Raw genomic sequence first — 20463 nt, forward strand, 5'->3', positions numbered from 1 at the left:
CACGGCGCACAGCGGCACTGCGGGACAGGCTTCGATCGGGGTAAATCGGGGCGGATACGCCCGACTCAGGTGGTACGGGCGCGAATCCAGAGCGGATGAAGCAAGCTGTTTCCGGAACCGCGCCACAGGCGGGCCGAAAGCCACTCCATCGTATCGGCTTGGCGCAGATGAAATGCGCCCGGAACGAGCGGCTGCCATAATGGCTCGAAGAGCAGGTCGGCATCGCCAACCAGCCAGACCTCGCCCTGCCCGATCCGGCATTGCGCCACGCGGCGGTCGGCGTGGGCGCGGCACGCCCGCGGCAGGCGATCGAGGCGTCCTGCACTGAACAGGCGCAGGCGCGCGCCATCGACATCGACCGGCAGCGGCTTGCTCTCCTGCGCGGGCGCGGCGCCCAGCATCACACCCCAATGGTCGAGCAGCGGGGTGAGCAGGCTCGTCACCGGCGCGTTGCGCGGATCGCCGAGCGGATGGCGCGCCGGCCAGCCCGACAGCGCATCGGCGAGTACGACCGCGCGCCCGCCGCCCCGCACGAACGCATCGATCGCGACCAGTTCCTGCGGCGCCAGCGCGCGCGGGTGCGCGATGAACAGAGTCCCGCCCGGCGGCGGCACATGATCGGCGAGGCTGTCGACCAGCGACACCGGCCCCGCCGCCGCCAGCCGCGCGAGCGCCGGATCGTCGTTCGTCCCTTCGGCGATCATCGCCGCGATGCTTGGACTTGCCGACCAGCGCAGCGGCAGGCCGGTGAGCATGGTGACGGCAGGCGCGCCCGCCGAAGCCGACGCGGGCCGATAGAGGGTCGCGAGCAGCGCGTGCCCCGCCCCGAACCAGCCGACCACGAGCAGAAATCCGGCGAGCCACGACAGCAATTTACTCGGGCTGCGCCATTGGATGATCCTGTCCGCGAGCCAAGCCGCGATGCCCCCCGCTATGATCGCCAGTAGCAGCTGCAACCACGCCGCCGATCCGGCGAGAACGACGCCAAGCAAAGCCTGCGTTATCGCCACAAGCGCGAGAGTGAGAAGGCAAGCGCGACGCCGCGCCGCGACGGGCTCACCGCGCTGCCACCAGGCCAAAAGCAGCATCGGCGGCGCGAGCAGCGGGATCGCAAGCGCCGGATCGATGCGGCCGAGCAGCGCCTGCCCGCCCGCGACCCAGGCCAGCGCGACGATCGTGGCAGCTATCATGAAAGCGCGCAGCACGGGCCGGCGCGATGCCGCCGTCACTGGTTCGACTGGCGCGCGCGCTGGAGTGCAGGATCGGGTTCGAGGTCGGGCACGGTCGCCGATGGGGCGGCCTGCGGCACCTTTACCGGGGTCGCGGCATTTTCATCCTTCGACGAGGGCGACACCGCCTGAACGCCCAGTTCCTCAAGCGGCGCGCCGCTGGTTTTCTCTTCGTCACCCGGCATCTTGACTTCGGCGGTGGCGGCGGTGTCGCCGGCCGCGCTTTCCCGGGCGCGATCACCGATCAACCCGGCCATGCCGACGAGCAGCAACACCGTGAGCACCCCGGCGATGCCGATCTGCAAGCGGCGTATCGTGTCGTCGACGGGCGCGGTGGGGGGTGGCGGCGGCGCCTCTTTTGGGGACGAAGGAATTTCGATCCGCACGCTCATGCCGCCGTCTCCTTTGGCGTCTCCAGTCCTTTGCTCGCCAGCCATTCGGGGTTGTAGAGCGTCGAGAGATAGCGAAACCCGCTGTCGCAGAGGATGGTTGCGATGCGCTTGCCCGGACCCAGCTGCCGCGCGAGCGCCATCGCCCCGGCGACGTTGATCCCCGACGACAGGCCGAGACATAGCCCCTCTTCGTCCAGCAGTTGGCGGACCACCGCGAGCCCCTCGGCATCCGAGATGCGGAACTGCGTATCGATCGGCGCGCCGTCGAGGTTGGCGGTGATGCGGTTCTGACCGATCCCTTCGGCAACGCTATTGCCTTCGGCGCGCAGCTCGCCGCACTGATAATAATTATAGAGCCCCGCGCCGTGCGGATCGGTGAGCGCGATGACGACGTCGGAATTATGCGCCTTCAGCCCGAGCCCGGTGCCCGCGATCGTGCCGCCGGTGCCCGCCGCGCAGGTGAAGCCGTCGATGCGGCCGTCCATCTGCTCCCATATCTCTTCGGCGGTGCCGAAGATGTGCGATTTGCGGTTGGCGATATTGTCGAACTGGTTGGCCCAGATCGCATTGTCGGTTTCCTCGGCGATGCGGCGCGAGGTGTGGACGAAATGGCCGGGGTTGGCGAAGGGCGCGGGTGGGACGAGCACCAGTTCGGCACCCAGGGCGCGGATCGTCGCCATTTTCTCGGCGCTCTGGTTGTCGGGCATGACGATGATCGTCTTGTAGCCCAATGCATTGCCGACGAGCGCCAGCCCGATGCCGGTGTTGCCCGCGGTGCCCTCGACGATCGTACCGCCGGGACGCAGGCTGCCGTTCGCTTCGGCATCGCGGACAATATAGAGCGCGGCGCGGTCCTTCACCGATCCGCCGGGGTTGGCATATTCGCACTTGCCCCAGATTTCACAGCCGGTGGCTTCGCTCGGCCCCTTGAGCAGCACCAGCGGGGTGTTGCCGATGAGGTCGAGGCTGTTTGCAGCAATAGTCATAAGCATGATCTAGGGCGCCGCCCGCAGCCTCGCAAGACAGCTTCGCTTGCCCTGTCAATGTTCGGCCTTTGTCGACCAACGGGCATCGACGTCCGACGAACGACAGCCCGGGACCACCTCAAGGGTTGCGATTGTAACAGTATATCATTACTGGGTGCGCCGACAGGTCGCCATAACAACAGGACTCTCCCCTTATGCGTTTGCTTTGCTCCGCCGGTTTCACCTTTGCCCTCTTCCTCGCCGCCCCCGCGTACGCGCAGGACCGCGCCGCCGCGGGCAGCGACGACGATGTGCACACCGGCGAGCCGATCGTCGTCACCGCGCCCTATGTCCGTAGCCTCGATATCCTCGGCAATGTGTCGGTGCTCGAAGGCGACGAGCTGGCGCGCGACATTCGCGGGCAGATCGGCGACACGCTCACCCGCCAGCCGGGCGTGTCGGCGACGAGCTTCTCGCCCGGCGCTTCGCGCCCCGTGCTCCGCGGCTTTTCGGGCGAGCGCGTGCGCGTGCTCACCGACGGCATCGGGTCGATCGACGCGTCGAACACCTCCGCCGACCATGCGGTCACCATCGACCCGCTGACCGTGGAACGCATCGAGATTCTGCGCGGCCCCGCGGTGCTGCTGTTCGGCAGCCAGGCGATCGGCGGCGCGGTGAACATGTTCGACCGCCGCATCCCGCGCAAGGTTCCGACCGATCATGTCCATATCGATGCGATCGGCGGCTATGCGACCGCCGCGAACGACCGCAACATCGGCAGCTCGATCGACGTCGCGCTGAGCCCGCAGATCGTCGCGCATCTCGACGGCAGCTGGCGCAAGACGGGCGACGCCCGCAGCGGCGGCTTCGTCTATGCTCCCGGCATTCGCGGGGACCTGCTCCACCTTGCCGAGCATGAGATCGAGGACGGGCATCCCGACGAGGCGGCCGAGCTGACGGCACAGGCGGGCAAGCGCGGCAAGATCGACAACACGCAGAGCGAGACATGGACCGCCGGCGGCGGCCTGTCGCTGATCAACGACGGCGGCCAGCTCGGCATATCGATCGGCTATTTCGACTCCAATTACGGTGTGCCCGACCGCCCGAACACCGCGCATGACCATGGCGGCGAGGAAGAAGGCGGTCATGACCATGGCGAAGGTCCCGTCACCATCGGCTTGAAGCAGTGGCGCGCGGATCTTCGCGGCGAAGTCGAGCTGGGCGACGGCTTCTTCGACAAGCTGCGCGTCCGTGCGGGCTTTGCCGATTACAAACACACCGAGTTCGAGGGCGACGAGGTCGGCACCATCTTCACCAACCAGGGCATCGAAGGCCGGATCGAGCTGGCGCAGAACGACCGCGGCGGCTGGCGCGGCGCGAGCGGCGTGCAGTATAGCCATCGCGACTTTGACGCGATCGGCGCCGAGGCGTTCGTGCCCCACAACCTGACCGACCAGTTCGCGCTCTTCACGCTGCAGGAATATACGATGGGTCCGCTCGGGCTCGAAGCCGCGGCGCGGTACGAAAAGACCAATGTCCGCGCCCACACGCTGGGTTTCGAACGCAATTTCGACAGCTTTTCGGGCGCGCTCGGCGCGACCTACGACATATTCGAGGGCGCGAAATTCGGCGTCTCGGTATCGCGCGCGGTCCGTGCGCCGTCGGCCGAGGAGCTGCTGTCGAACGGCCCGCACATCGCAACGCAGAGCTTCGAGCTCGGCGACCCGAATTTGAAGCGCGAATCGAACTGGGGTGCCGAAGCTTCGTTCAAGATCAAGACCGATGCGTTCAACCTCAGCCTGACCGGCTATTCGAACTGGTTCGACAATTTCATCTATTCGGCCGCAACCGGCGCGGAAGAGGATGAACTGCCCGTCTTCCAGTATTTCCAGCGCGACGCGCGCGTCTATGGCTTCGAGGCCGAAGCGAGCGCGCGGTTGGCGCAGATCGGCGGCTTCAACATCGTCGGCGATGTGACCGCCGACATGACGCGCGCGAAGATCAAGAATGCCGGGCTCGACCGTAACGTGCCGCGCATCCCGGCGCTCCGCGTCCTCGGCGGGCTCGAAGCACAAGGCGAACGCGTCGATGCGCGCGTCGAGGTCGAATGGACCGACGACCAGACGCGCGTCGCGCAGTTCGAGACGCCGACCAAGGGCTTCACTTTGGTCAATGCTTCGCTCAGCTGGCGCCCGCTTCCCGATACGAAGAATCTGACGCTCAGCCTGTCGGCGAACAATATCTTCGACGTCGAAGCGCGCCGCCACGCCAGCTTTACCAAGGATTATGTGCCGCTGGCCGGACGCGATTTCCGGCTGACAGCCCGGGCGAGCTTCTAACCCCTCTCTCCGCTCGTCCCGAGGGCCGGGTCCGGTTCAGCCGGATCCGGCCCGTTCGGGTTCAGAAGGCGAGTTGCTTGCGCTTGTTCCAGTAGATCGAGGTCGCCGCGGCATAGGCGCCGACCTTTTCCCACGCCGCGCCGTCGACCTTTTCGATGTCGACGCCGCTCTCGATATAGGCCTGGACGATCTTCATGATCTGATCCTCGGTCATGTCGCCCGACAGATCGGGGTTCGCGCCGCCGGGACCGAAATCGAGCGCCTTGTCGACGATCACACTCGCCAGACCGAGTTTTGCGATGTCGCCCATCAGCCATTCGCGCGAAATGCGCGCGAGGCTGTAGTCGAAATAGACACTCTTTTGTTCGGCGGCGATGCCATGGCGCGTCACACAATCGTCGGTGACCGCGCCAAGCTGTTTGAACAGCGCCTCGCGCGATGCTTCGTCGCCGCCACCGGCCATCGCGAGACCGATCGAATTCTTGGTGCCGATCGGGACCGACGTGACGACGCAGTCGAACTTCTCGCCCTCTTGCGCCCGGACCGCGCCCGGAAGCATCGCCAAGGCAAGTGCAACGCCCGCGATCAGACCCTTATGCATCGACGAATCCTTCCGCCCTTTAGGGTGCGCCCCCTCAGGACAGCATGGCCATCCCGCCGTTCACATGCAACGTCTGACCGGTGACATAGCCCGCTTCCTTCGACGCCAGATAGACGACGGCGGCGGCGATATCGTCGCCAGCACCCATCCGGCCGGCCGGAATGCGCTGGTTGAGTACCTCTTTCTGCGCGTCGGGCAGGTCGTCGGTCATCGCGGTGGCGATAAAGCCAGGCGCGACGCAGTTCGCGGTGACGCCGCGGCTCGCGAGTTCCTGCGCCAGCGCCTTGGTCATGCCGGTGACGCCCGCCTTTGACGCGGCATAATTGGCCTGCCCCGGATTGCCTGTCGCGCCGACGACGCTGGTGATCGAGATGATGCGGCCGAACCGCGCCTTCATCATCGGCTTCGCCGCAGCCCGCGCAAGGCGGAAATTGGCCTCGAGATTGATGCGGATGACATCCATCCACTCCTCGTCCTTCATGCGCATGATCAGGTTGTCGCGCGTGACGCCGGCATTGTTGACGAGAATATCGAGCTGGCCCAACGCCTCGACCGCCGACGGGACGAGCGCATCGACCGCGGCCGCATCGCCGAGGTTGCAGGGCAGCGCGACATGGTCGCCGCCGAGCGTATCGCGGAAGGCATTGAGCTTGTCGGCATTGGAGCCCGACACCGCGAGCCGCGCGCCCTGCGCCGCGAGCGCCTGCGCGATGGCCGAGCCGATGCCGCCCGAAGCGCCGGTGACGAGGGCGGTCATGCCGGTGAGATCGAACATGGTTTTGTTCCTTAGTCTGGGGTCCGAATCTCGGACGTCGGTGTAAGATGATTTTCGCGCGGAGAACGCAGAATCCAATGGTTAGAACCGCACAACCGCCCGCTAATCCAAAGGCGAGATTTTAAAACTCACTGAACCGTCTCTTCGTGATCTCCACCATGCCCCTCGTGAGCAGCCAGGCGCCTATGTAGTTTGTGACCTCGTTATTAATGGGAAGCCCTGATCGCCGCGTGATATGCTCGTTCAAATAGCTTATGTCGTCTTCTGACGGTACAGGCACTGCTTTTACGGCGAAAATGGCATCAAGAGCAGGAAGCATGATGGACATCAAACGCTTTGAATCTGTGCTTGAATAGGCACCGCGAAGCTGAGCCATTTGTTGAGAACTCAAAGGGGTGTTCTTATCGATGGCAGCCGCCGTAAGAATGCTAACCTTGTAATACACGGCCTGCTCGATTGCCCTCTGTGGCCATGCGTTTGCGTCCGCGCAATATCGCAGGCGCGTAGCAATCGAGTTCTCGATATCATTCGGCAGACGTTTGGCAGCTTGCCAGTCCGCCAAGCCATATTTCTCAACAAAGCGGTCCATTGCCGCCAGCTCGGTGCCAGAATATCCAAGATCCATACATTCGAGATTTTCTGCCGCCTCAACATTTGTTGAAGTCAAACTGAAAAGCAGCAGCGCTGACGCGGCCCACAGTCTGTGGTTCAACGTCGCAAGTCGCATTTCAAAAACCTTTCAGCAGCGCTTCGATGTCATCCATCGAAATCACGCTCACCGTCTCGACTTCGTCCGATGCGCTGCGCTTGACCATCGGGCCGAGCACCTTGCCGCCGAATTCGACGAACTGCTGGACACCGATATCTTCCATCGACGCGACGCTTTCGCGCCAGCGGACGCGGCCGGTGACCTGTTGGACCAACAGATCGCGGATCGTGTCGGCGTCGCTCACCGGGCTCGCGGTGACATTGGCGACGACGGGCACCAGCGGCGCGGCGGGCGGGTTGGCGCCGAGCGCCTCGGCCATTGCGTCGGCCGCGGGCTGCATCAGCGGGCAGTGGAAGGGCGCCGAGACGGGGAGCAGCACGCCGCGCTTGATGCCATAATCTTTCACGAGGGCGACGGCGCGCTCGACCGCGCCCTTGTGGCCCGAAATCACGACCTGCGATGGATCATTGTCATTGGCGACAGTGCAGACTTCGCCCTCGGCCGCGGCGTCGGCGAGTTTCTGCGCGGTGTCGATGTCGGCGCCGAGCAGCGCCGCCATTGCGCCGACGCCGACGGGCACCGCCGCCTGCATCGCCTGCCCGCGCGTCTTGAGCAGGCGCGCGGTGGTTGCGAGGTCGAAGGCGCCGGCTGCGCAGAGCGCGCTATATTCGCCGAGGCTGTGGCCCGCGACATAATCGGCCTTGGCGGCGAGCGTCACGCCGCCTTCTTTTTCGAGCACGCGCAGTGTCGCGATGGCATTGGCCATGATCGCGGGCTGAGCGTTTTCGGTAAGGGTGAGCTGGTCCTCCGGGCCTTCGCTCATCAGCTTGAACAGCTTCTGGCCAAGCGCGTCGTCGACCTCCTGAAACACTTCGCGCGCGACCGGCGAAGCGTCCGACAACGCCTTGCCCATGCCGACGGCCTGGCTGCCCTGACCCGGAAAAATGAATGCGCGCATATTGCGTCCCCTGCGGTGATATTCGTTACCGCGCGCCTATTCCTTCACCCCGCACGATGCAAGCCGAAGGGCACGACCTTGTTCGCAGCGTCGTGGCCGATGTCCGCCCGGCCGAGCCAGGGGATGCCGGTGCGCCCGCACCAATCGCGAGCGATCTCATCGGCCTCCATGCCGAAGGGGCGATCGTTTTCCGGAATGTCGCCGACCCGTCCCAGCCGCAATCCGGCAAGCCCGCGCGGGCCCAGACAGGTCGCGACGTGAAAGAAGGCGCGGTCGAAGGCGTAAAGATATTCGCTCACCTCCTCGACCAACACGACATGACCCGAAAGATCGGGTTCGAGCGGGGTGCCGATCAGCATCGACAGCGTCATCAGGTTGAACGCCGCATGGCGGGCGCCATGCTGCAATCCGGCTTCGCAAGCACCCGGATCGCGCGCAACGAGCCAGTCGAGCGCGCGCAGCACTGCCGCGTCACCGCCCTCGCGGCGAATATCGGCGACCATCGGGCCGTGCGCGACATGGTCGAACCCCTCGCGATAGAGCGCACCGAGCAGATTTCCCTGATCCGAATAGCCGAGGAACGCCTTGGCCCTCGCCGCGTCGGTCATCGCCGCGACCGCATCCTCGGCGATCCGGCATGCACCATAACCGCCGCGCGCGAACCAGATCGCGTCGATGTCGGGGCGGTTCGCCATCTCGACGAGCGCGGCGAAGCGGTGCCCATCCTCGCCCGCGAAATGGCCGTGAACAGCGAAGCATTGCGCGTCGAAGACAAGTTCGACGTCGGGGTAACCGAGGCTTGCGAGCGCGCGAACGGCCTCCGCATCGTCGGGCAGGATCGGGGTCGACGGGGCAACAATGCCGATACGCATGGACTGGCTGATTCCTCGATCCGCCCGGTACGAGCGGTTATTGCGGCGGGTGCGGTTGCAAAGCCTTCGTCAAAGCCATATCGCGCCGCGATGGCCGAAAACAAATCCTATTTCTTCTGCGGCATCGGCGGGTCGGGGATGCTGCCGCTCGCGATGATCGTCGCGGCGCGCGGTGACGCGGTGTCGGGGTCCGATCGCAGCCGTGACCAAGGGCGGACGCCCGGTAAATTCGCCTGGCTCGAAAGCCAGGGCATCGCCTTTTACCCGCAAGACGGCAGCGGGCCGAAAGCGGGCCAGATCCTCGTCGCCTCGGCGGCGATCGAGGACAGCGTTCCCGATATTGCCGCGGCCAACGCACTCGGTCTGCCGCGGATGACGCGCGCCGACCTGAATGCCGAGCTATTCAACGCGGCCGACAGCGCGATCGGGGTCGGCGGGACGAGCGGCAAGTCGACCGTCACCGGGATGATCGGCTGGATCCTTGAAAGCGCGGGCCGGAAACCGACCGTGATGAACGGCGCGGTCATGCGCAATTTTTCGGGCGACGACAGGCCATTCGCGAGCGCGCTGGTTGGCGACGCCGCGATCTACGTCAGCGAAGTCGACGAAAGCGACGGATCGATCGCGCTCTATCGCCCCGATGTAGCGGTGGTCACCAACATCAGCCTCGATCACAAGAGCCTCGAAGAACTCCATGTCCTGTTTGCCGATTTTCTCCTCAAGGCGCGCGTTGCCGTGGTCAATATCGACGATGAGGAAAGCACACCCTTCCTTTCATTGGACAATCATATTTCATTCGGTTTTAGCGAAGGCGAAGACACCCACATTCGCGGAAGCGATTTCGAAGCCTTGCCCGACGGCTGCCGTTTCGCCGTTCATGCCGATGGCACCGCGTATCGGGTGAGGCTTCGCATGCCCGGCCGTCACAATGCAGCCAACGCGCTCGCCGCGATCGCCGCCACCCACGCGGCGGGCACGACCATCGCACAGGCGGTCGAGGCACTCGCCGACTTCGCCGGCCTCGCGCGCCGATATGAGGTGCTCGGACAAGCAGGCGGGGTCACGGTGATCGACGATTTCGCGCACAACCCCGACAAGGTGGCCGCGACGCTCGCCGCCGTGTCCGAACTGCCGGGCCGCGCTTTGATCTTCTTCCAGCCGCACGGTTATGGCCCGCTGCGCCAGATGGGCAAGGAACTCGCGGCGAGCTTCGCAAGCGGAATGCGCCCCGATGACAAGCTGTTCGTGTGCGACCCCGTCTATTTCGGCGGCACCGTCGACCGCAGCATCGGCAGCGAGGCGCTCGTCGCCGATATCGTCGCGGGCGGGGGTGACGCCGTGCATATGACCACCCGCGCGGCATGCGGCGCGGCAATGCTCGACGCGGCCAAGGCGGGCGACCGCATCCTCATCCTCGGCGCGCGCGACGACACGCTCACCGAATTCGGGCGGGAACTGTTGGGAAAGCTGGCGCTCTCCGCTTGATTTCTCCCCGCGAATCTGTATAGGCGCGCTCATTCGGGGCGAGGCCACGTGCCATTCGCCCCGTTTGCTTTGCACCAATCCGTAAAGCTTGACGACAGCCGGAGGGGTTTCGCGATTGGCGCGGAACCAGCGATCGGCCAAATCGAAGGAAGCGCACCATGCCGTTTTACGAGCATGTTTTTATCGCGCGTCAGGACCTGAGCCAGGCTCAGGTCGACGCGCTGGCGGAAACCGTCACCAACGTCATCGGCGAATTTAAGGGCACGGTTCACAAGACCGAGACCTGGGGCCTGAAGCAGCTCGCCTACAAGATCCAGAAGAACCGCAAGGGTCATTATGTGATGTTGTCGGCTGAAGTCGCAGGCGAAGCCATCGCAGAGATCGAGCGTCAGGCTGCGATCAACGAAGATATCATCCGCTGGCTCACCATCAAGGTCGACGAACTCGAAAAGGGTCCGTCGGTGATGATGCGCAAGCAGGAACGTCGTGGCGGCCGCGGCCGTGACCGCGACGGCGAAGAATAAGGAAAACGACCATGGCACGACCCTTTTTCCGCCGCCGCAAGACCTGCCCCTTCAGCCAGAAGGATGCACCGGTCATCGATTACAAGGACGTCCGTCTGCTCCAGGGTTACCTGTCGGAGCGTGGCAAGATCGTCCCGTCGCGTATCACCGCGGTGTCCACCAAGAAGCAGCGTGAGCTGGCGAAAGCGATCAAGCGCTCGCGCCACATCGGCCTGCTCCCCTACATTGTTAAGTAAGGAGGGCTGACCGATGGAAATCATCCTGCTCGAACGCATCGAGAAACTGGGCGGTATCGGCGACGTCGTCACCGTCAAGAACGGCTTTGCCCGTAACTATCTGCTGCCGAACAACAAGGCGCTTCGTGCGAACGACGCCAACAAGAAGCTGTTCGAAGCGAACCGCGGCAAGATCGAAGCCGATAACGCCGAACGTCGCACCGACGCCGAAGGCCGCGCCAGCGGCATCAACGGCAAGCAGATCGTCCTGATCCGTCAGGCATCGAACACCGGCCAGCTTTACGGCTCGGTTTCGGTCCGTGACATCGTCGACGCGCTCGCCGAAGACGGCGTCGAAGGCATCGGCAAGTCGATGGTCGAACTCGAACGTCCGATCAAGTCGCTCGGCCTGGTCGACGTCAAGGTCAAGCTGCACCCCGAAGTCGTCGTGACCGTCGGCGTCAACGTCGCGCGCTCGCCCGACGAAGCCGAAATGCAGAAGCAGGGCATCGACGTCATCGCGGCGATGTTCGAGGAAGAACAGGCCGAGGCAGTCGCCACGGCACTGGAACCCGACAGCGAAGACGAATTCGAAGACGCCACGCCGCCTTCGGAGCTCGCTCCCGAAGCTGCTGCGGACGAAGCCGAAGAAGCTTAAGCTTCCTCTGGCCAAAGCCTTTTGAAAGGGCCGCGTTTCCGAAAGGGGGCGCGGCCCTTTTCTTATGGTCCGCCCTTTCCTATGGCTCGGCGATGGCCGACGATCCTTTCCAGCGCCGCTTTGCCGCCGATGCGAGCCTGCTGCCGCATATGGCGGACCTCGCAAACGACCGGGTGCTGATCGCACTGCTGACCGAAGCCGATTATCGCGCCGCAAGCTTCCTCGACCAGCGACTGCTCACCGATCGCATCGGGCGCGAGTGGATGGCGTGGGACACCCTGCCCGATCTGGGCGCCGCGGCCCCTGCGCCGCACTTCATCTTCCATATCGGCCATGTCGGATCGACGCTCGTGTCGCGACTGCATGCCGAGGTCGGCGAGGTACTGCCTTTGCGCGAGCCGATGCTGCTCCGCACGGTGGCACAGGTCGCCGAGCGGATTGACCGGCCCGAGTCGGTCTGGTCGCCCGAGCTTTATCGCGAGCGCCTTGCACAAGCTGTCGGATGGCTGGGCCGCGACTTCGCCCCCGGCCAGCGCGCGATGGTGAAGGCGTCGAGCGTGATCACGGCGATCGCCGACGAGCTGACGGGTGCCGATGGCCGCGCGCTGTTCCTCTACGTCCCGCTCGCGCGCTACATCGAGACGATCCTGGCCGGCGAGGCGTCGATGGCCGAGACGCTGGCGCAAGCCCCGGCACGCATGGCGCGACTTGCCGCGCTGCTGCCCGATTTCCCGTTCGCATTGTGGCAGCTGCCACCGGTGACGCGCGTCGCGATGAGCTGGCTTTGCGAGATGGCGACGGCGCAGCAGACGTTGCCGCGCGCCGATCCGCGGCATCTGTGGGCCGATTTCGAAGGCGTGCTGGCCGATCCCGCCGCCGCGCTCGCCGCGCAGTGCGGGCATTTCGGATTGTCGGTCGATGCGGCGCGGATCGACGCCGCGCTCGCCGGACCTGTGATGCGCCAATATTCTAAGGCGCCCGAGCATGGCTATAGCCCCGATCTTCGCCGCGAGTTGCAGGCGCAGGCGGCCGTCGGACACGCGCCCGCCATCGCCGAAGCGATCGCGTGGGTTGAAGCGCTCGCCGCACGCTATACAAGCCTCGGCGACCTGCCGATCCGCGGCAACCAGGAAAGCGCATAATGTTCAAGCTCGTCCAGCTGCTCGACGATGGCGCGGTCCGCGCGCTGCGCGAGATTGCCGCCAGCGGCAAGTTTGTCGACGGAAAGATCAGCAACCCGCATTCGAAGGTGAAGAACAACCTGCAACTTCACGACTCCGGTGCTTATGAACGCTCGTCGAAGATATTGCTCGATGCGATGGTGCAGAACCCCGATTTCATGGAATTCTCCTTTCCGGCACGGATCGCGCCGCCGTTGATGACGCGGTACACGCCGGGCATGCATTACGGGCTGCACCCCGATGCCGCCTATATTCCCCTGCCCGACGGCCAGCTGCGCACCGACGTCAGCTGCACTATCTTCCTGAACGATCCTGCCGATTATGAGGGCGGCGCGCTGCACGTGCAGTTGGGGGGTGCCGACCTGCGCTTCAAGGAAGCTCCAGGGGTCGCAATCATCTATCCCTCGCACACGCTGCACGAGGTCGAACCGGTGACGCGCGGCGAGCGGCTCGTCGCAATCACCTTCATCCAGAGCCTGATCCCCGACGTCGCGCACCGGAATTTGATGTACGAACTGAACGAAATTGCCGCGATCGAGGGCGGCAAGATGGAACCCGCGAACTTCACGCGGCTGCAGGCGGTCCAGTATCAGCTCTTGCGGATGTGGCGGCGCTAAGGCCGTCCGCCCATCAATAGCCCATCAGGCTCAGCACTTCCTTGCGGCTGCTTTGGTCCTCGAGGAAACAGCCGAGCAGGCGGCTCGTCACCATGCCGACGCCCGGGGTGCGCACGCCGCGCCCGGTCATGCAGCCATGCTGTGCATCGATGACCACCGCGACGCCTTGCGGCTGGAGATTGTCCCAGATGCACTTCGCGACCTCGGCGGTCAGCCGCTCCTGCACCTGCAGCCGCCGCGAAAAGCCGTTGAGCACGCGGGCCAGCTTCGAAATGCCGACGACCCGGTCGCGCGGCAGGTAAGCGATCGAGGCCTTTCCGGTGATCGGCGCCATATGATGCTCGCAATGCGACTGGAACGGAATGTCGCGCAGCAGCACGATCTCGTCATAGCCGCCGACTTCCTCGAAGGTGCGCGACAGGTAAAGCGCCGGATCGTCGGCATAGCCCGAACAATATTCCTTCCACGCGCGCGCGACGCGGCGCGGTGTGTCGAGCAGCCCCTCGCGTGCCGGATCGTCGCCCGCCCACTCGATCAGCGTCCGCACGGCGTCCGCAACATGGTCCGGAACGACCACCTTGCCGTCCGGTCCCAACTCTTGTCCGTTGTCGCTCATCGCCCCGCTTTCACTGTTGCCTTCATGTCGCACATTTCGGGGCGAATGCGACGATAAGCAAGGGCCAGAGAAGAAGAAATTGTCCTCTCCCATCAACTTTACGTTGCGGAATCTTGGCTTTTTCACTTTTCGGAGAGGCGCGGTTTCGCGTCCTTTTTTGAGCCAAACAAGTCACTTGACGCTTTCGTCAACTCGGCGCACCTTTGCTCCATACAGAACCCGCTCAAGCGGGTCGTATTCCGGAGAGGCCGGCGTTTTCCCCGACGCCGGTGGGAGAGGACGATGACCAGCCCAGCTGGCAAGTGGGATTCACGAGGGCACATGGCCGTTTTGGCCGGGTGCCCTTTGCCATGTCTGGTCGTTTCCCCTCCCCTTACCACAATTTGACGTTGGGCGGCCCCGCATCGCGCGGGATCGAAAAAGGGAGGCTATAGATGAAGTTCAAGGCACTGATCGGAACCTCGATCCTTGCGATGACGGTGGCGACACCGGCATATGCGCAGGACGCGGCGGATGAAGTGGAACGCGATGCTTTCGGCGGCGAAATCGTCGTTACGGCGCAGCGCCAGTCGGAACGTCTGCAGGACGTGCCGATCGCGGTCAGCGCCTTTTCGACCGAGGCGCTCGAAGCACAGCAGATCAAGACGCCGTCCGATCTTCAGCTGACCTTGCCCAACGTCACCTTCACCAAGACCAACTTCACGGGCGCCAGCTTCACGATCCGCGGGATCGGCGACCTTTGCGTCGGCACAACCTGCGACAGCGCGACCGCGATCCACCTGAACGGCGACCCGCTGTTTTCGACCCGCCTGTTCGAAACCGAATTCTTCGATCTCGAACGCGTCGAAGTGCTGCGCGGCCCGCAGGGCACGCTGTTCGGCCGCAACGCGACCTCGGGCGTGGTCAACGTGATCACCGCCAAGCCCAAACTCGGCGTCTTCGAAGCCGCCGCCGAAGCCGAATATGGAAATTATGATTCCATGAAGGGCAAGGCGATGGTCAACATCCCGCTCGGCGACACGATGGGCATTCGCGTTGCGGGCATCTACCTCAACCGCGACGGCTATACGAAGAACAGCTTCCTCGACACGCGCATCGACGACCGCGATCTTTATTCGGTCCGCGGCTCGTTCCGCTGGGAGCCCTCGCCCGACACGACGATCGACCTGCTCGCATCCTATTTCCGCGAAAAAGACAAGCGCACGCGCATCCAGAAGCAGCTTTGCCAGCGCGATCCGACCGGCATCCTCGGCTGTTTGAACAGCCGTCTCGACAATTCGCCCTTCAACGGCAACGCGACCTTCACCGCCGCGCTGACGTCGCGCGAATTCCTCGCGATCCGCGGCATCCCGCAGGCTTTTGCCCTCGGCAGTCTCTATGGGCCCGACGTCTATGCCAACACGACGATCCCGTCGGATCCGCGCGAGGTGAATACCGCCTATACGCCGAGCTATTTCACCAGCGAACTGACGCTGCAGGGCCAAATCGAGCATAATTTCGGCCCCGTGTCGCTGCAGGTTTCGGGCCAGTATCAGAAGGTCAAGCTCGACGCGTCGCAGGATTATAACAGCAATATCGGCAACCGCGCGCTCTATGCGACCGGCCTCGCCACCTTGCAGGCGGCCGCGAATGGCGCGCTGGGGGCCGGCCTCGCGCCCTATTTCCGTCCCGTCGCCGCGGCGATCATCCCCAACGGCCCCACCGGCCAGCTTTGCACGTCGCTGGCGGAAGAAAGCGGCTACGGCAGCTTTGGCGGCAACAAGATCTGTAGCGACCAGTCGCTGCAATTCGACCGGTCGAACCAGTATAACAGCAGCTGGTCGGTCGAAAGCATCCTGTCGAGCGACCTCGACGGGCCGTTCAACTTCCTGGTCGGCGGCATTTATGCCGATTACCACCTGACCGAGAACAGCTATTATGTGAACGCCTTCCCGATCGATTATCTGACGGGCGTGCTGGGCGCCTTCACCGCGGCGACCAACCCGCCGGCCGCCGGTGGCCCCCTGCCGCCGTCGTTCCTCGCGACACCCTTCTTCCGCAACAACACCGACGATCTGAACATCAAGTCATGGGGTCTGTTTGGCGAAGCCTATTTCGAATTCAGCGATCGGCTGAAACTCACGGCGGGCCTGCGCTACAACAACGACAAGAAGAGTGTGTCGGCGCGGTCGACGCTGGCAAGCTTCCTTGCACCGCACGCCGGAACGACCGACACCGTCTTCGGTTCGCCGTTCGTCGGATCGTTCGATGCCGATCCGGGCACGCCGGGCAACCAGATCATCCAGGAACGCAGCGTCAAGTTCAACAAGCTGACGGGCCGCGCGGTGCTCGATTTCAAGGTCACCGAAGACAATCTGCTCTACGCTTCCTATTCGCGCGGTTATAAATCGGGCGGCATCAACCCGCCGCTCCAGCCGATTTTCGCGGTGCCCGAATCGTTCAAGCCCGAACAGGTAGACGCCTTTGAAATCGGGTCGAAGAATAGCTTCGACAACGGGGCGCTCCAGCTGAACCTGACGGCCTTCTACTATAAGTATAAGGATTTGCAGCTCAGCAAGATCGTTGCCCGTACCGCGGTCAACGACAATGTCAGCGCCGATATCTATGGTTTCGAAGCCGAAGCCATTGTCCGGCCCGACCCCGACGTCGTGGTCAACCTCGGCTTCAGCTACCTGCACAGCAAGGTGTCGGAAGACAAGCTCACCAGCAACCCCCGTGACTTTGGCGGCGGCCGCAGCGATGCGGTGATCATCAAAGACATCACCAACGCCGCGAACTGCGCGGTGGGATCGAGAACTGGCAATGTGGCCGGGGTCAACGCCTTCGTGAATGGCGTCCAGACCCTGATCAACGCGGGCATCGTCCCCGGTGTTCAGGGCGGCGCGGGGCTGCGGCCGACGACGGCCTTCCCGTCCGATGGCGGCATCGCCTCGACGGGCGCCTTCAGCATCTGTTCGGTCATGGAGGCCGCAGCCGCGGGCGCCTTCGCCAACCTGCCCGCTCCCGTTGCCGGCCTCTCGGTCAATCCCGCGACGTTGGGCGGGGTCGACTATTTCTCCGCGGGTATTCCGGTCAACATCAAGGGCAACCAGTTGCCGCAGGCGCCGAATTACAAGTTCAGCGCGGGCATCCAATACACGGCGCGTATGGGCGACATGTCGCTCGTTCCGCGCGTCGACCTCGCCTATACCGGTGAAAGCTATGGCAGCATCTTCAACGGCAATGTGAACAAGATCAAAGGCTATGCTCAGGTCAACGCCCAGGTGCAGCTGAACGGCGCCGACGACAAATGGTATGTGCGGGGGTTCATCCAGAACGTCTTCGACGCCAACAGCGTCACCGGCCTGTACATCACCGACCAGTCGTCGGGTAACTACACCAATATCTTCACGCTCGAACCGCGCCGCTATGGCATCGCCGCCGGTGTGAAATTCTAAAGCGCAGGCGACAACGCCACCAAAAAACCCCGGCCTCTCAATCGAGAGGCCGGGGTTTCTTTTTGCCTTTCGTGCGGCAGCCGGGGGAGCAACGCTACCCCGGCGCTCCCGATCAGAATTTGTAGCGAATGGTCCCGCCATAGGTACGCGGCTGGCTCGGGTAGCCCGAGACGCTGCCCGCCTGCGCCACCGCCGGGAAGATCGTCGTCAGATACTGCGCGTTGGTGAGGTTGCGGCCCCACACGCCGACGTCGATGCCGTTGGTCAGGCGGATCGTGAACGACGCGTTGAGCGAGTTCACTTCGCGCTTCAGGTTCTGCGCGACACTCGCCGGGAAACCGCCGAGGCCTTCGACGATCTGGACCGGGCTTTCATACGCATAGTCGACGTGCGCGATCGCCTTGGTCCCGCCCGCGAATTCATGCGTGTAGGTGCCGCCGAGCGACAGCGACAGTTCCGGGATGCCCGCGGGCGTGCTGCCCGAGATGTCGCCGAACGCCGAGTTGATGAAGCTGTCATATTTGGCGTCGAGATAGGTCGCCGCGAGCGTCAGGTTGAGCCCGGCGACCGGACGCACCGAGCCGTCGAACTCGATACCGAAGGTCGACTGCTTGCCGGCGTTGGCGAGCGCAAAGCCGGTGCCGGTGAAGACGTTCGACTGGAAGCCCTTGATCGACTGCTTGAACACCGCGACGTTCACCGCCGCGACGTCCCACTGGCCCTTCAGGCCGAACTCATAGACGGTCGATTCTTCGGGATCGGCAAAGCGCGAACCTGCCACCAGGTTCGGGGTACGCAAACCCGCGGCGGTGATCGCCGCGAGGTCCGATGCAAGCGGGCGGCTATCGCGCGACAGGTTGACCGAGCTCGCCTTGAAGCCCGTCGCATAGGTCGCATAGATATTGACCGTGTCGGTGAGCTCATAGGCGGCGCGAACGCTGTACGAGAAATCGCCGTCGTTGGTCTTGCCGCTTTCGACCGCGTTCGGAATGTTGAGGAAGGGCGGCAGGAACTGGAACGCCTTGAGGCCGGCCAGCGGATTCGCGCTGCGCCCATCGGGCAGCGTCAGCGTCGGATTGGCCGCCAGGAAGGCGGCAGTCGGTGCGGGAACACCCTGACCAATCAGCAGCGCCTGACGGAACGGCGTGTAGGCAGCCGCGTCAAGATTGACGCCCGAGAACACATCGCTGCTGACGACATTGGTCGAGAAACGCTTGCGATCCTTCGTATAGTTGCCGCCGAGGGTCAGCGTCAGGCGATCGGTGACCTCGAAATCGACAGTGCCGAAGATCGAGAAGGCCTCGTTCTTCATCTGATAATCTTCGTCGAGCCCGTTACCCGCGCGGAAGAAAGTGCCCGCGTACTTCGCCGGATTCCCTTCAAGCGCGCCGAACGTCGCCTCGAGCATCGCGACGTTGAGCGCGTTGCCGCTCGCCGCGCGAATCAATGCATCACCGTAAGGACGGAAATGGTTTCCGAACTTGATCGCGCTCTGCTGATCGACCTTTTCGTTGAAATAATAGCCGCCGATCAGGAAGTTCAGCGGTCCATCGAAGTCCGACGTCAGGCGGACTTCCTGCGTAAAGGTGTCGATGCCGACATTGTCGCTCTTCTCGCCGATCAGGTCGGCCGCGGTGAAGTCCGAATCCTGGTTCGTGTCGGCCTGCACCTTGCGGTACGCGGTGATCGACGTCAGCGCGAGGTTGCCGAGATCATAGTCGATCTGCGCCGAACCGCCGTAATTCTTGATCTTATTCGACGACAGGAAGTTGTTGTAGACGTCATACGAGAAGGGGTCGTTCGCATCGACGCTGGGGCCGCCCGCGAGCGCGTTGGTGATCGCGACGGTCGGGCCGGCGATGACGTTACCCGCGATGCAGCAATTTTCGTCGATCTTGTCATAGTCGCCGATCAGGCGGATCGACAGCGCGTCGGTCGGTTCGAACAAGAGCTGGCCGCGAACGCCCCAGCGATTGCGGTCGTTGACGTCGGTGTCGAGCTTCAAATCCTGCGCATAACCATCGCGGCGGTTGTAGCTGCCGCCGATCGAGAAGGCGATGGTGTCGCTGATCGGGCCGGTGACGTCGCCCTTGACGGTGATCGCGTCGTAGTTGCCATAGGTGACTTCGGCCGAGCCGCCGAATTCGAACTGCGGCTTTTGCGTGACGATGCTGATGACGCCCGCCGATGCGTTCTTGCCGAACAAAGTCGATTGCGGGCCGCGCAGCACTTCGATGCGCTCGACGTTGGGAAGGTCGCCGATCTGGGCGGCCGAACGCGAGCGATAGACGCCGTCGATGAACACGCCGACCGACGGTTCGATACCGGCGTTGTTCGCGCCGTTGCCGAAACCGCGGATGATGAAGTTGGTGTTCGCGCTCGACTGGAGCTGCGACACGCGCAGGCTGGGGACCGACGACTGCAGGTCGATAAGGTCGCGGATCTGCGCTTCTTCAAGCTGCGCTGCCGAGGTCACCGAGACCGCGACCGGCGTGTCCTGCAGCGTCTGCGAACGTTTGCTGGCGGTAACGATGATGTCGTTGCCATAATCGGTGTCGTCGACCGTCGTTCCGGCGTCGGCCGGCGCGGCATCCTGAGCGAAGGCATAGACGGGGGTGGTGGCGGCACACAGCACGGTGGCGCCCAACAGAATGTTGCGCAAAGTCATATTCAGTCTCTCTCCAAACCCACCGAAGCGCAGCCAAAGGCTTATCGGGAGATGCCCGGTGGTAAGCTCCCGATCTAACGCCCACCCCGGCGGCGTCAACGCGCGCACGCGCGAAACGGCCGATTTTCCGCCAATTCGTGACTAAAAAGCAACAGTTTACGTTACGGCCAACGTTCGAATTGGTTACAGTTATGTGTCAAATGCGAAACGTGTATTAGGCAA

18 protein-coding genes are annotated in these 20463 nt (G+C 63.8%); 8 read left to right on the forward strand and 10 right to left on the reverse strand.

The genetic code is table 11. The features are described from left to right. Nucleotides 1-65: 65 nt before the first annotated feature. From J2X38_RS19765 to J2X38_RS19775, 3 genes are read right to left on the reverse strand one after another with little or no spacing between them, the layout of a single operon-like run. A complete protein-coding gene (locus tag J2X38_RS19765; protein WP_310256582.1) occupies nt 66-1190 on the reverse strand; it encodes a DUF4350 domain-containing protein in 1125 nt (374 codons plus the stop codon). Between the two features lie 35 nt (nt 1191-1225). Next, the gene (locus J2X38_RS19770; RefSeq protein WP_058536006.1) at nt 1226-1621 is read right to left on the reverse strand and encodes a hypothetical protein; all 396 of its coding nucleotides are present in this window, start codon (nt 1619-1621) and stop codon (nt 1226-1228) included. Further along, nucleotides 1618-2607, reverse strand: a complete 990-nt coding sequence (locus J2X38_RS19775) for a cysteine synthase A (RefSeq protein WP_058536479.1) — start codon at nt 2605-2607, stop codon at nt 1618-1620. Before J2X38_RS19775 ends, J2X38_RS19770 begins: the two co-directional genes overlap by 4 nt. A gap of 194 nt (nt 2608-2801) precedes the next feature. Here J2X38_RS19775 and J2X38_RS19780 point away from each other — a divergent pair, with 194 nt between their 5' ends. Further along, complete coding sequence (locus J2X38_RS19780; RefSeq protein WP_310256585.1) at nt 2802-4925, forward strand: TonB-dependent receptor; 2124 nt, start codon at nt 2802-2804, stop codon at nt 4923-4925. Nucleotides 4926-4986: 61 nt separating this feature from the next. Here the strand turns inward: J2X38_RS19780 and J2X38_RS19785 are convergent, their stop codons facing one another. The 5 genes from J2X38_RS19785 to J2X38_RS19805 form a co-directional block, all read right to left on the reverse strand. Then, the gene (locus J2X38_RS19785; RefSeq protein ID WP_310256588.1) at nt 4987-5526 is read right to left on the reverse strand and encodes a hypothetical protein; all 540 of its coding nucleotides are present in this window, start codon (nt 5524-5526) and stop codon (nt 4987-4989) included. A gap of 34 nt (nt 5527-5560) precedes the next feature. Continuing rightward, nucleotides 5561-6301: a 3-oxoacyl-[acyl-carrier-protein] reductase gene (gene fabG, locus J2X38_RS19790; protein ID WP_310256591.1), complete on the reverse strand. Its 741-nt coding sequence runs from the start codon at nt 6299-6301 to the stop codon at nt 5561-5563. Between the two features lie 121 nt (nt 6302-6422). Next, nucleotides 6423-7028 carry a hypothetical protein gene (locus J2X38_RS19795; RefSeq protein WP_310256594.1) on the reverse strand — a complete coding sequence of 202 codons (606 nt, stop codon included), beginning with the start codon at nt 7026-7028 and terminating at the stop codon, nt 6423-6425. A 1-nt stretch (nt 7029) separates the two neighbouring features. Continuing rightward, nucleotides 7030-7968 (reverse strand): ACP S-malonyltransferase, encoded by a 939-nt coding sequence (gene fabD, locus J2X38_RS19800; RefSeq protein WP_310256597.1) that lies wholly within the window; start codon nt 7966-7968, stop codon nt 7030-7032. A 44-nt stretch (nt 7969-8012) separates the two neighbouring features. Further along, nucleotides 8013-8840 carry an LD-carboxypeptidase gene (locus J2X38_RS19805; RefSeq protein ID WP_310256600.1) on the reverse strand — a complete coding sequence of 276 codons (828 nt, stop codon included), beginning with the start codon at nt 8838-8840 and terminating at the stop codon, nt 8013-8015. 90 nt (nt 8841-8930) lie between these two features. Here J2X38_RS19805 and J2X38_RS19810 point away from each other — a divergent pair, with 90 nt between their 5' ends. The 6 genes from J2X38_RS19810 to J2X38_RS19835 all read left to right on the forward strand — a co-directional run bounded on the left by J2X38_RS19810 (nt 8931) and on the right by J2X38_RS19835 (nt 13520). Then, entirely contained in the window at nt 8931-10325 is a 1395-nt protein-coding gene (locus J2X38_RS19810) for a Mur ligase family protein (protein WP_310256603.1), read from the forward strand. Nucleotides 10326-10483: 158 nt separating this feature from the next. After that, complete coding sequence (gene rpsF, locus J2X38_RS19815; protein ID WP_056371356.1) at nt 10484-10849, forward strand: 30S ribosomal protein S6; 366 nt, start codon at nt 10484-10486, stop codon at nt 10847-10849. An 11-nt stretch (nt 10850-10860) separates the two neighbouring features. Further along, nucleotides 10861-11085: a 30S ribosomal protein S18 gene (gene rpsR / locus J2X38_RS19820; RefSeq protein ID WP_037517582.1), complete on the forward strand. Its 225-nt coding sequence runs from the start codon at nt 10861-10863 to the stop codon at nt 11083-11085. Nucleotides 11086-11098: 13 nt separating this feature from the next. Then, the gene (gene rplI / locus J2X38_RS19825; protein ID WP_037517578.1) at nt 11099-11722 is read left to right on the forward strand and encodes a 50S ribosomal protein L9; all 624 of its coding nucleotides are present in this window, start codon (nt 11099-11101) and stop codon (nt 11720-11722) included. A gap of 92 nt (nt 11723-11814) precedes the next feature. Beyond that, nucleotides 11815-12864 (forward strand): hypothetical protein, encoded by a 1050-nt coding sequence (locus J2X38_RS19830; protein WP_310256610.1) that lies wholly within the window; start codon nt 11815-11817, stop codon nt 12862-12864. Further along, on the forward strand, nt 12864-13520 hold the full coding sequence (locus tag J2X38_RS19835) for a Fe2+-dependent dioxygenase (protein ID WP_310256612.1): 657 nt from the start codon (nt 12864-12866) through the stop codon (nt 13518-13520). The genes J2X38_RS19830 and J2X38_RS19835 overlap by 1 nt, the downstream gene beginning before the upstream one ends. A gap of 13 nt (nt 13521-13533) precedes the next feature. On the opposite strand, the gene folE is transcribed toward J2X38_RS19835, so the two are convergent. After that, the gene (folE, locus tag J2X38_RS19840) at nt 13534-14136 is read right to left on the reverse strand and encodes a GTP cyclohydrolase I FolE (protein WP_137889564.1); all 603 of its coding nucleotides are present in this window, start codon (nt 14134-14136) and stop codon (nt 13534-13536) included. A 434-nt stretch (nt 14137-14570) separates the two neighbouring features. Here folE and J2X38_RS19845 point away from each other — a divergent pair, with 434 nt between their 5' ends. Further along, nucleotides 14571-17573 (forward strand): TonB-dependent receptor domain-containing protein, encoded by a 3003-nt coding sequence (locus J2X38_RS19845; protein WP_310256616.1) that lies wholly within the window; start codon nt 14571-14573, stop codon nt 17571-17573. Between the two features lie 112 nt (nt 17574-17685). Here J2X38_RS19845 and J2X38_RS19850 read toward each other — a convergent pair whose 3' ends face one another. Beyond that, the gene (locus tag J2X38_RS19850; RefSeq protein ID WP_310256620.1) at nt 17686-20241 is read right to left on the reverse strand and encodes a TonB-dependent receptor; all 2556 of its coding nucleotides are present in this window, start codon (nt 20239-20241) and stop codon (nt 17686-17688) included. Between the last annotated feature and the right edge of the window lie 222 nt (nt 20242-20463).

This window comes from Sphingopyxis sp. BE235 (genome assembly GCF_031457175.1).
Classification (GTDB): domain Bacteria; phylum Pseudomonadota; class Alphaproteobacteria; order Sphingomonadales; family Sphingomonadaceae; genus Sphingopyxis.

Coding starts and splice junctions, on each gene's coding strand:
- J2X38_RS19765 (WP_310256582.1), bottom strand. CDS start 1,190: ATGATAGCTGCCACGATCGTCGCGCTGGCCTGGGTCGCGGGCGGGCAG.
- J2X38_RS19770 (WP_058536006.1), bottom strand. CDS start 1,621: ATGAGCGTGCGGATCGAAATTCCTTCGTCCCCAAAAGAGGCGCCGCCG.
- J2X38_RS19775 (WP_058536479.1), bottom strand. CDS start 2,607: ATGACTATTGCTGCAAACAGCCTCGACCTCATCGGCAACACCCCGCTG.
- J2X38_RS19780 (WP_310256585.1), top strand. CDS start 2,802: ATGCGTTTGCTTTGCTCCGCCGGTTTCACCTTTGCCCTCTTCCTCGCC.
- J2X38_RS19785 (WP_310256588.1), bottom strand. CDS start 5,526: ATGCATAAGGGTCTGATCGCGGGCGTTGCACTTGCCTTGGCGATGCTT.
- fabG (WP_310256591.1), bottom strand. CDS start 6,301: ATGTTCGATCTCACCGGCATGACCGCCCTCGTCACCGGCGCTTCGGGC.
- J2X38_RS19795 (WP_310256594.1), bottom strand. CDS start 7,028: ATGCGACTTGCGACGTTGAACCACAGACTGTGGGCCGCGTCAGCGCTG.
- fabD (WP_310256597.1), bottom strand. CDS start 7,968: ATGCGCGCATTCATTTTTCCGGGTCAGGGCAGCCAGGCCGTCGGCATG.
- J2X38_RS19805 (WP_310256600.1), bottom strand. CDS start 8,840: ATGCGTATCGGCATTGTTGCCCCGTCGACCCCGATCCTGCCCGACGAT.
- J2X38_RS19810 (WP_310256603.1), top strand. CDS start 8,931: ATGGCCGAAAACAAATCCTATTTCTTCTGCGGCATCGGCGGGTCGGGG.
- rpsF (WP_056371356.1), top strand. CDS start 10,484: ATGCCGTTTTACGAGCATGTTTTTATCGCGCGTCAGGACCTGAGCCAG.
- rpsR (WP_037517582.1), top strand. CDS start 10,861: ATGGCACGACCCTTTTTCCGCCGCCGCAAGACCTGCCCCTTCAGCCAG.
- rplI (WP_037517578.1), top strand. CDS start 11,099: ATGGAAATCATCCTGCTCGAACGCATCGAGAAACTGGGCGGTATCGGC.
- J2X38_RS19830 (WP_310256610.1), top strand. CDS start 11,815: ATGGCCGACGATCCTTTCCAGCGCCGCTTTGCCGCCGATGCGAGCCTG.
- J2X38_RS19835 (WP_310256612.1), top strand. CDS start 12,864: ATGTTCAAGCTCGTCCAGCTGCTCGACGATGGCGCGGTCCGCGCGCTG.
- folE (WP_137889564.1), bottom strand. CDS start 14,136: ATGAGCGACAACGGACAAGAGTTGGGACCGGACGGCAAGGTGGTCGTT.
- J2X38_RS19845 (WP_310256616.1), top strand. CDS start 14,571: ATGAAGTTCAAGGCACTGATCGGAACCTCGATCCTTGCGATGACGGTG.
- J2X38_RS19850 (WP_310256620.1), bottom strand. CDS start 20,241: ATGACTTTGCGCAACATTCTGTTGGGCGCCACCGTGCTGTGTGCCGCC.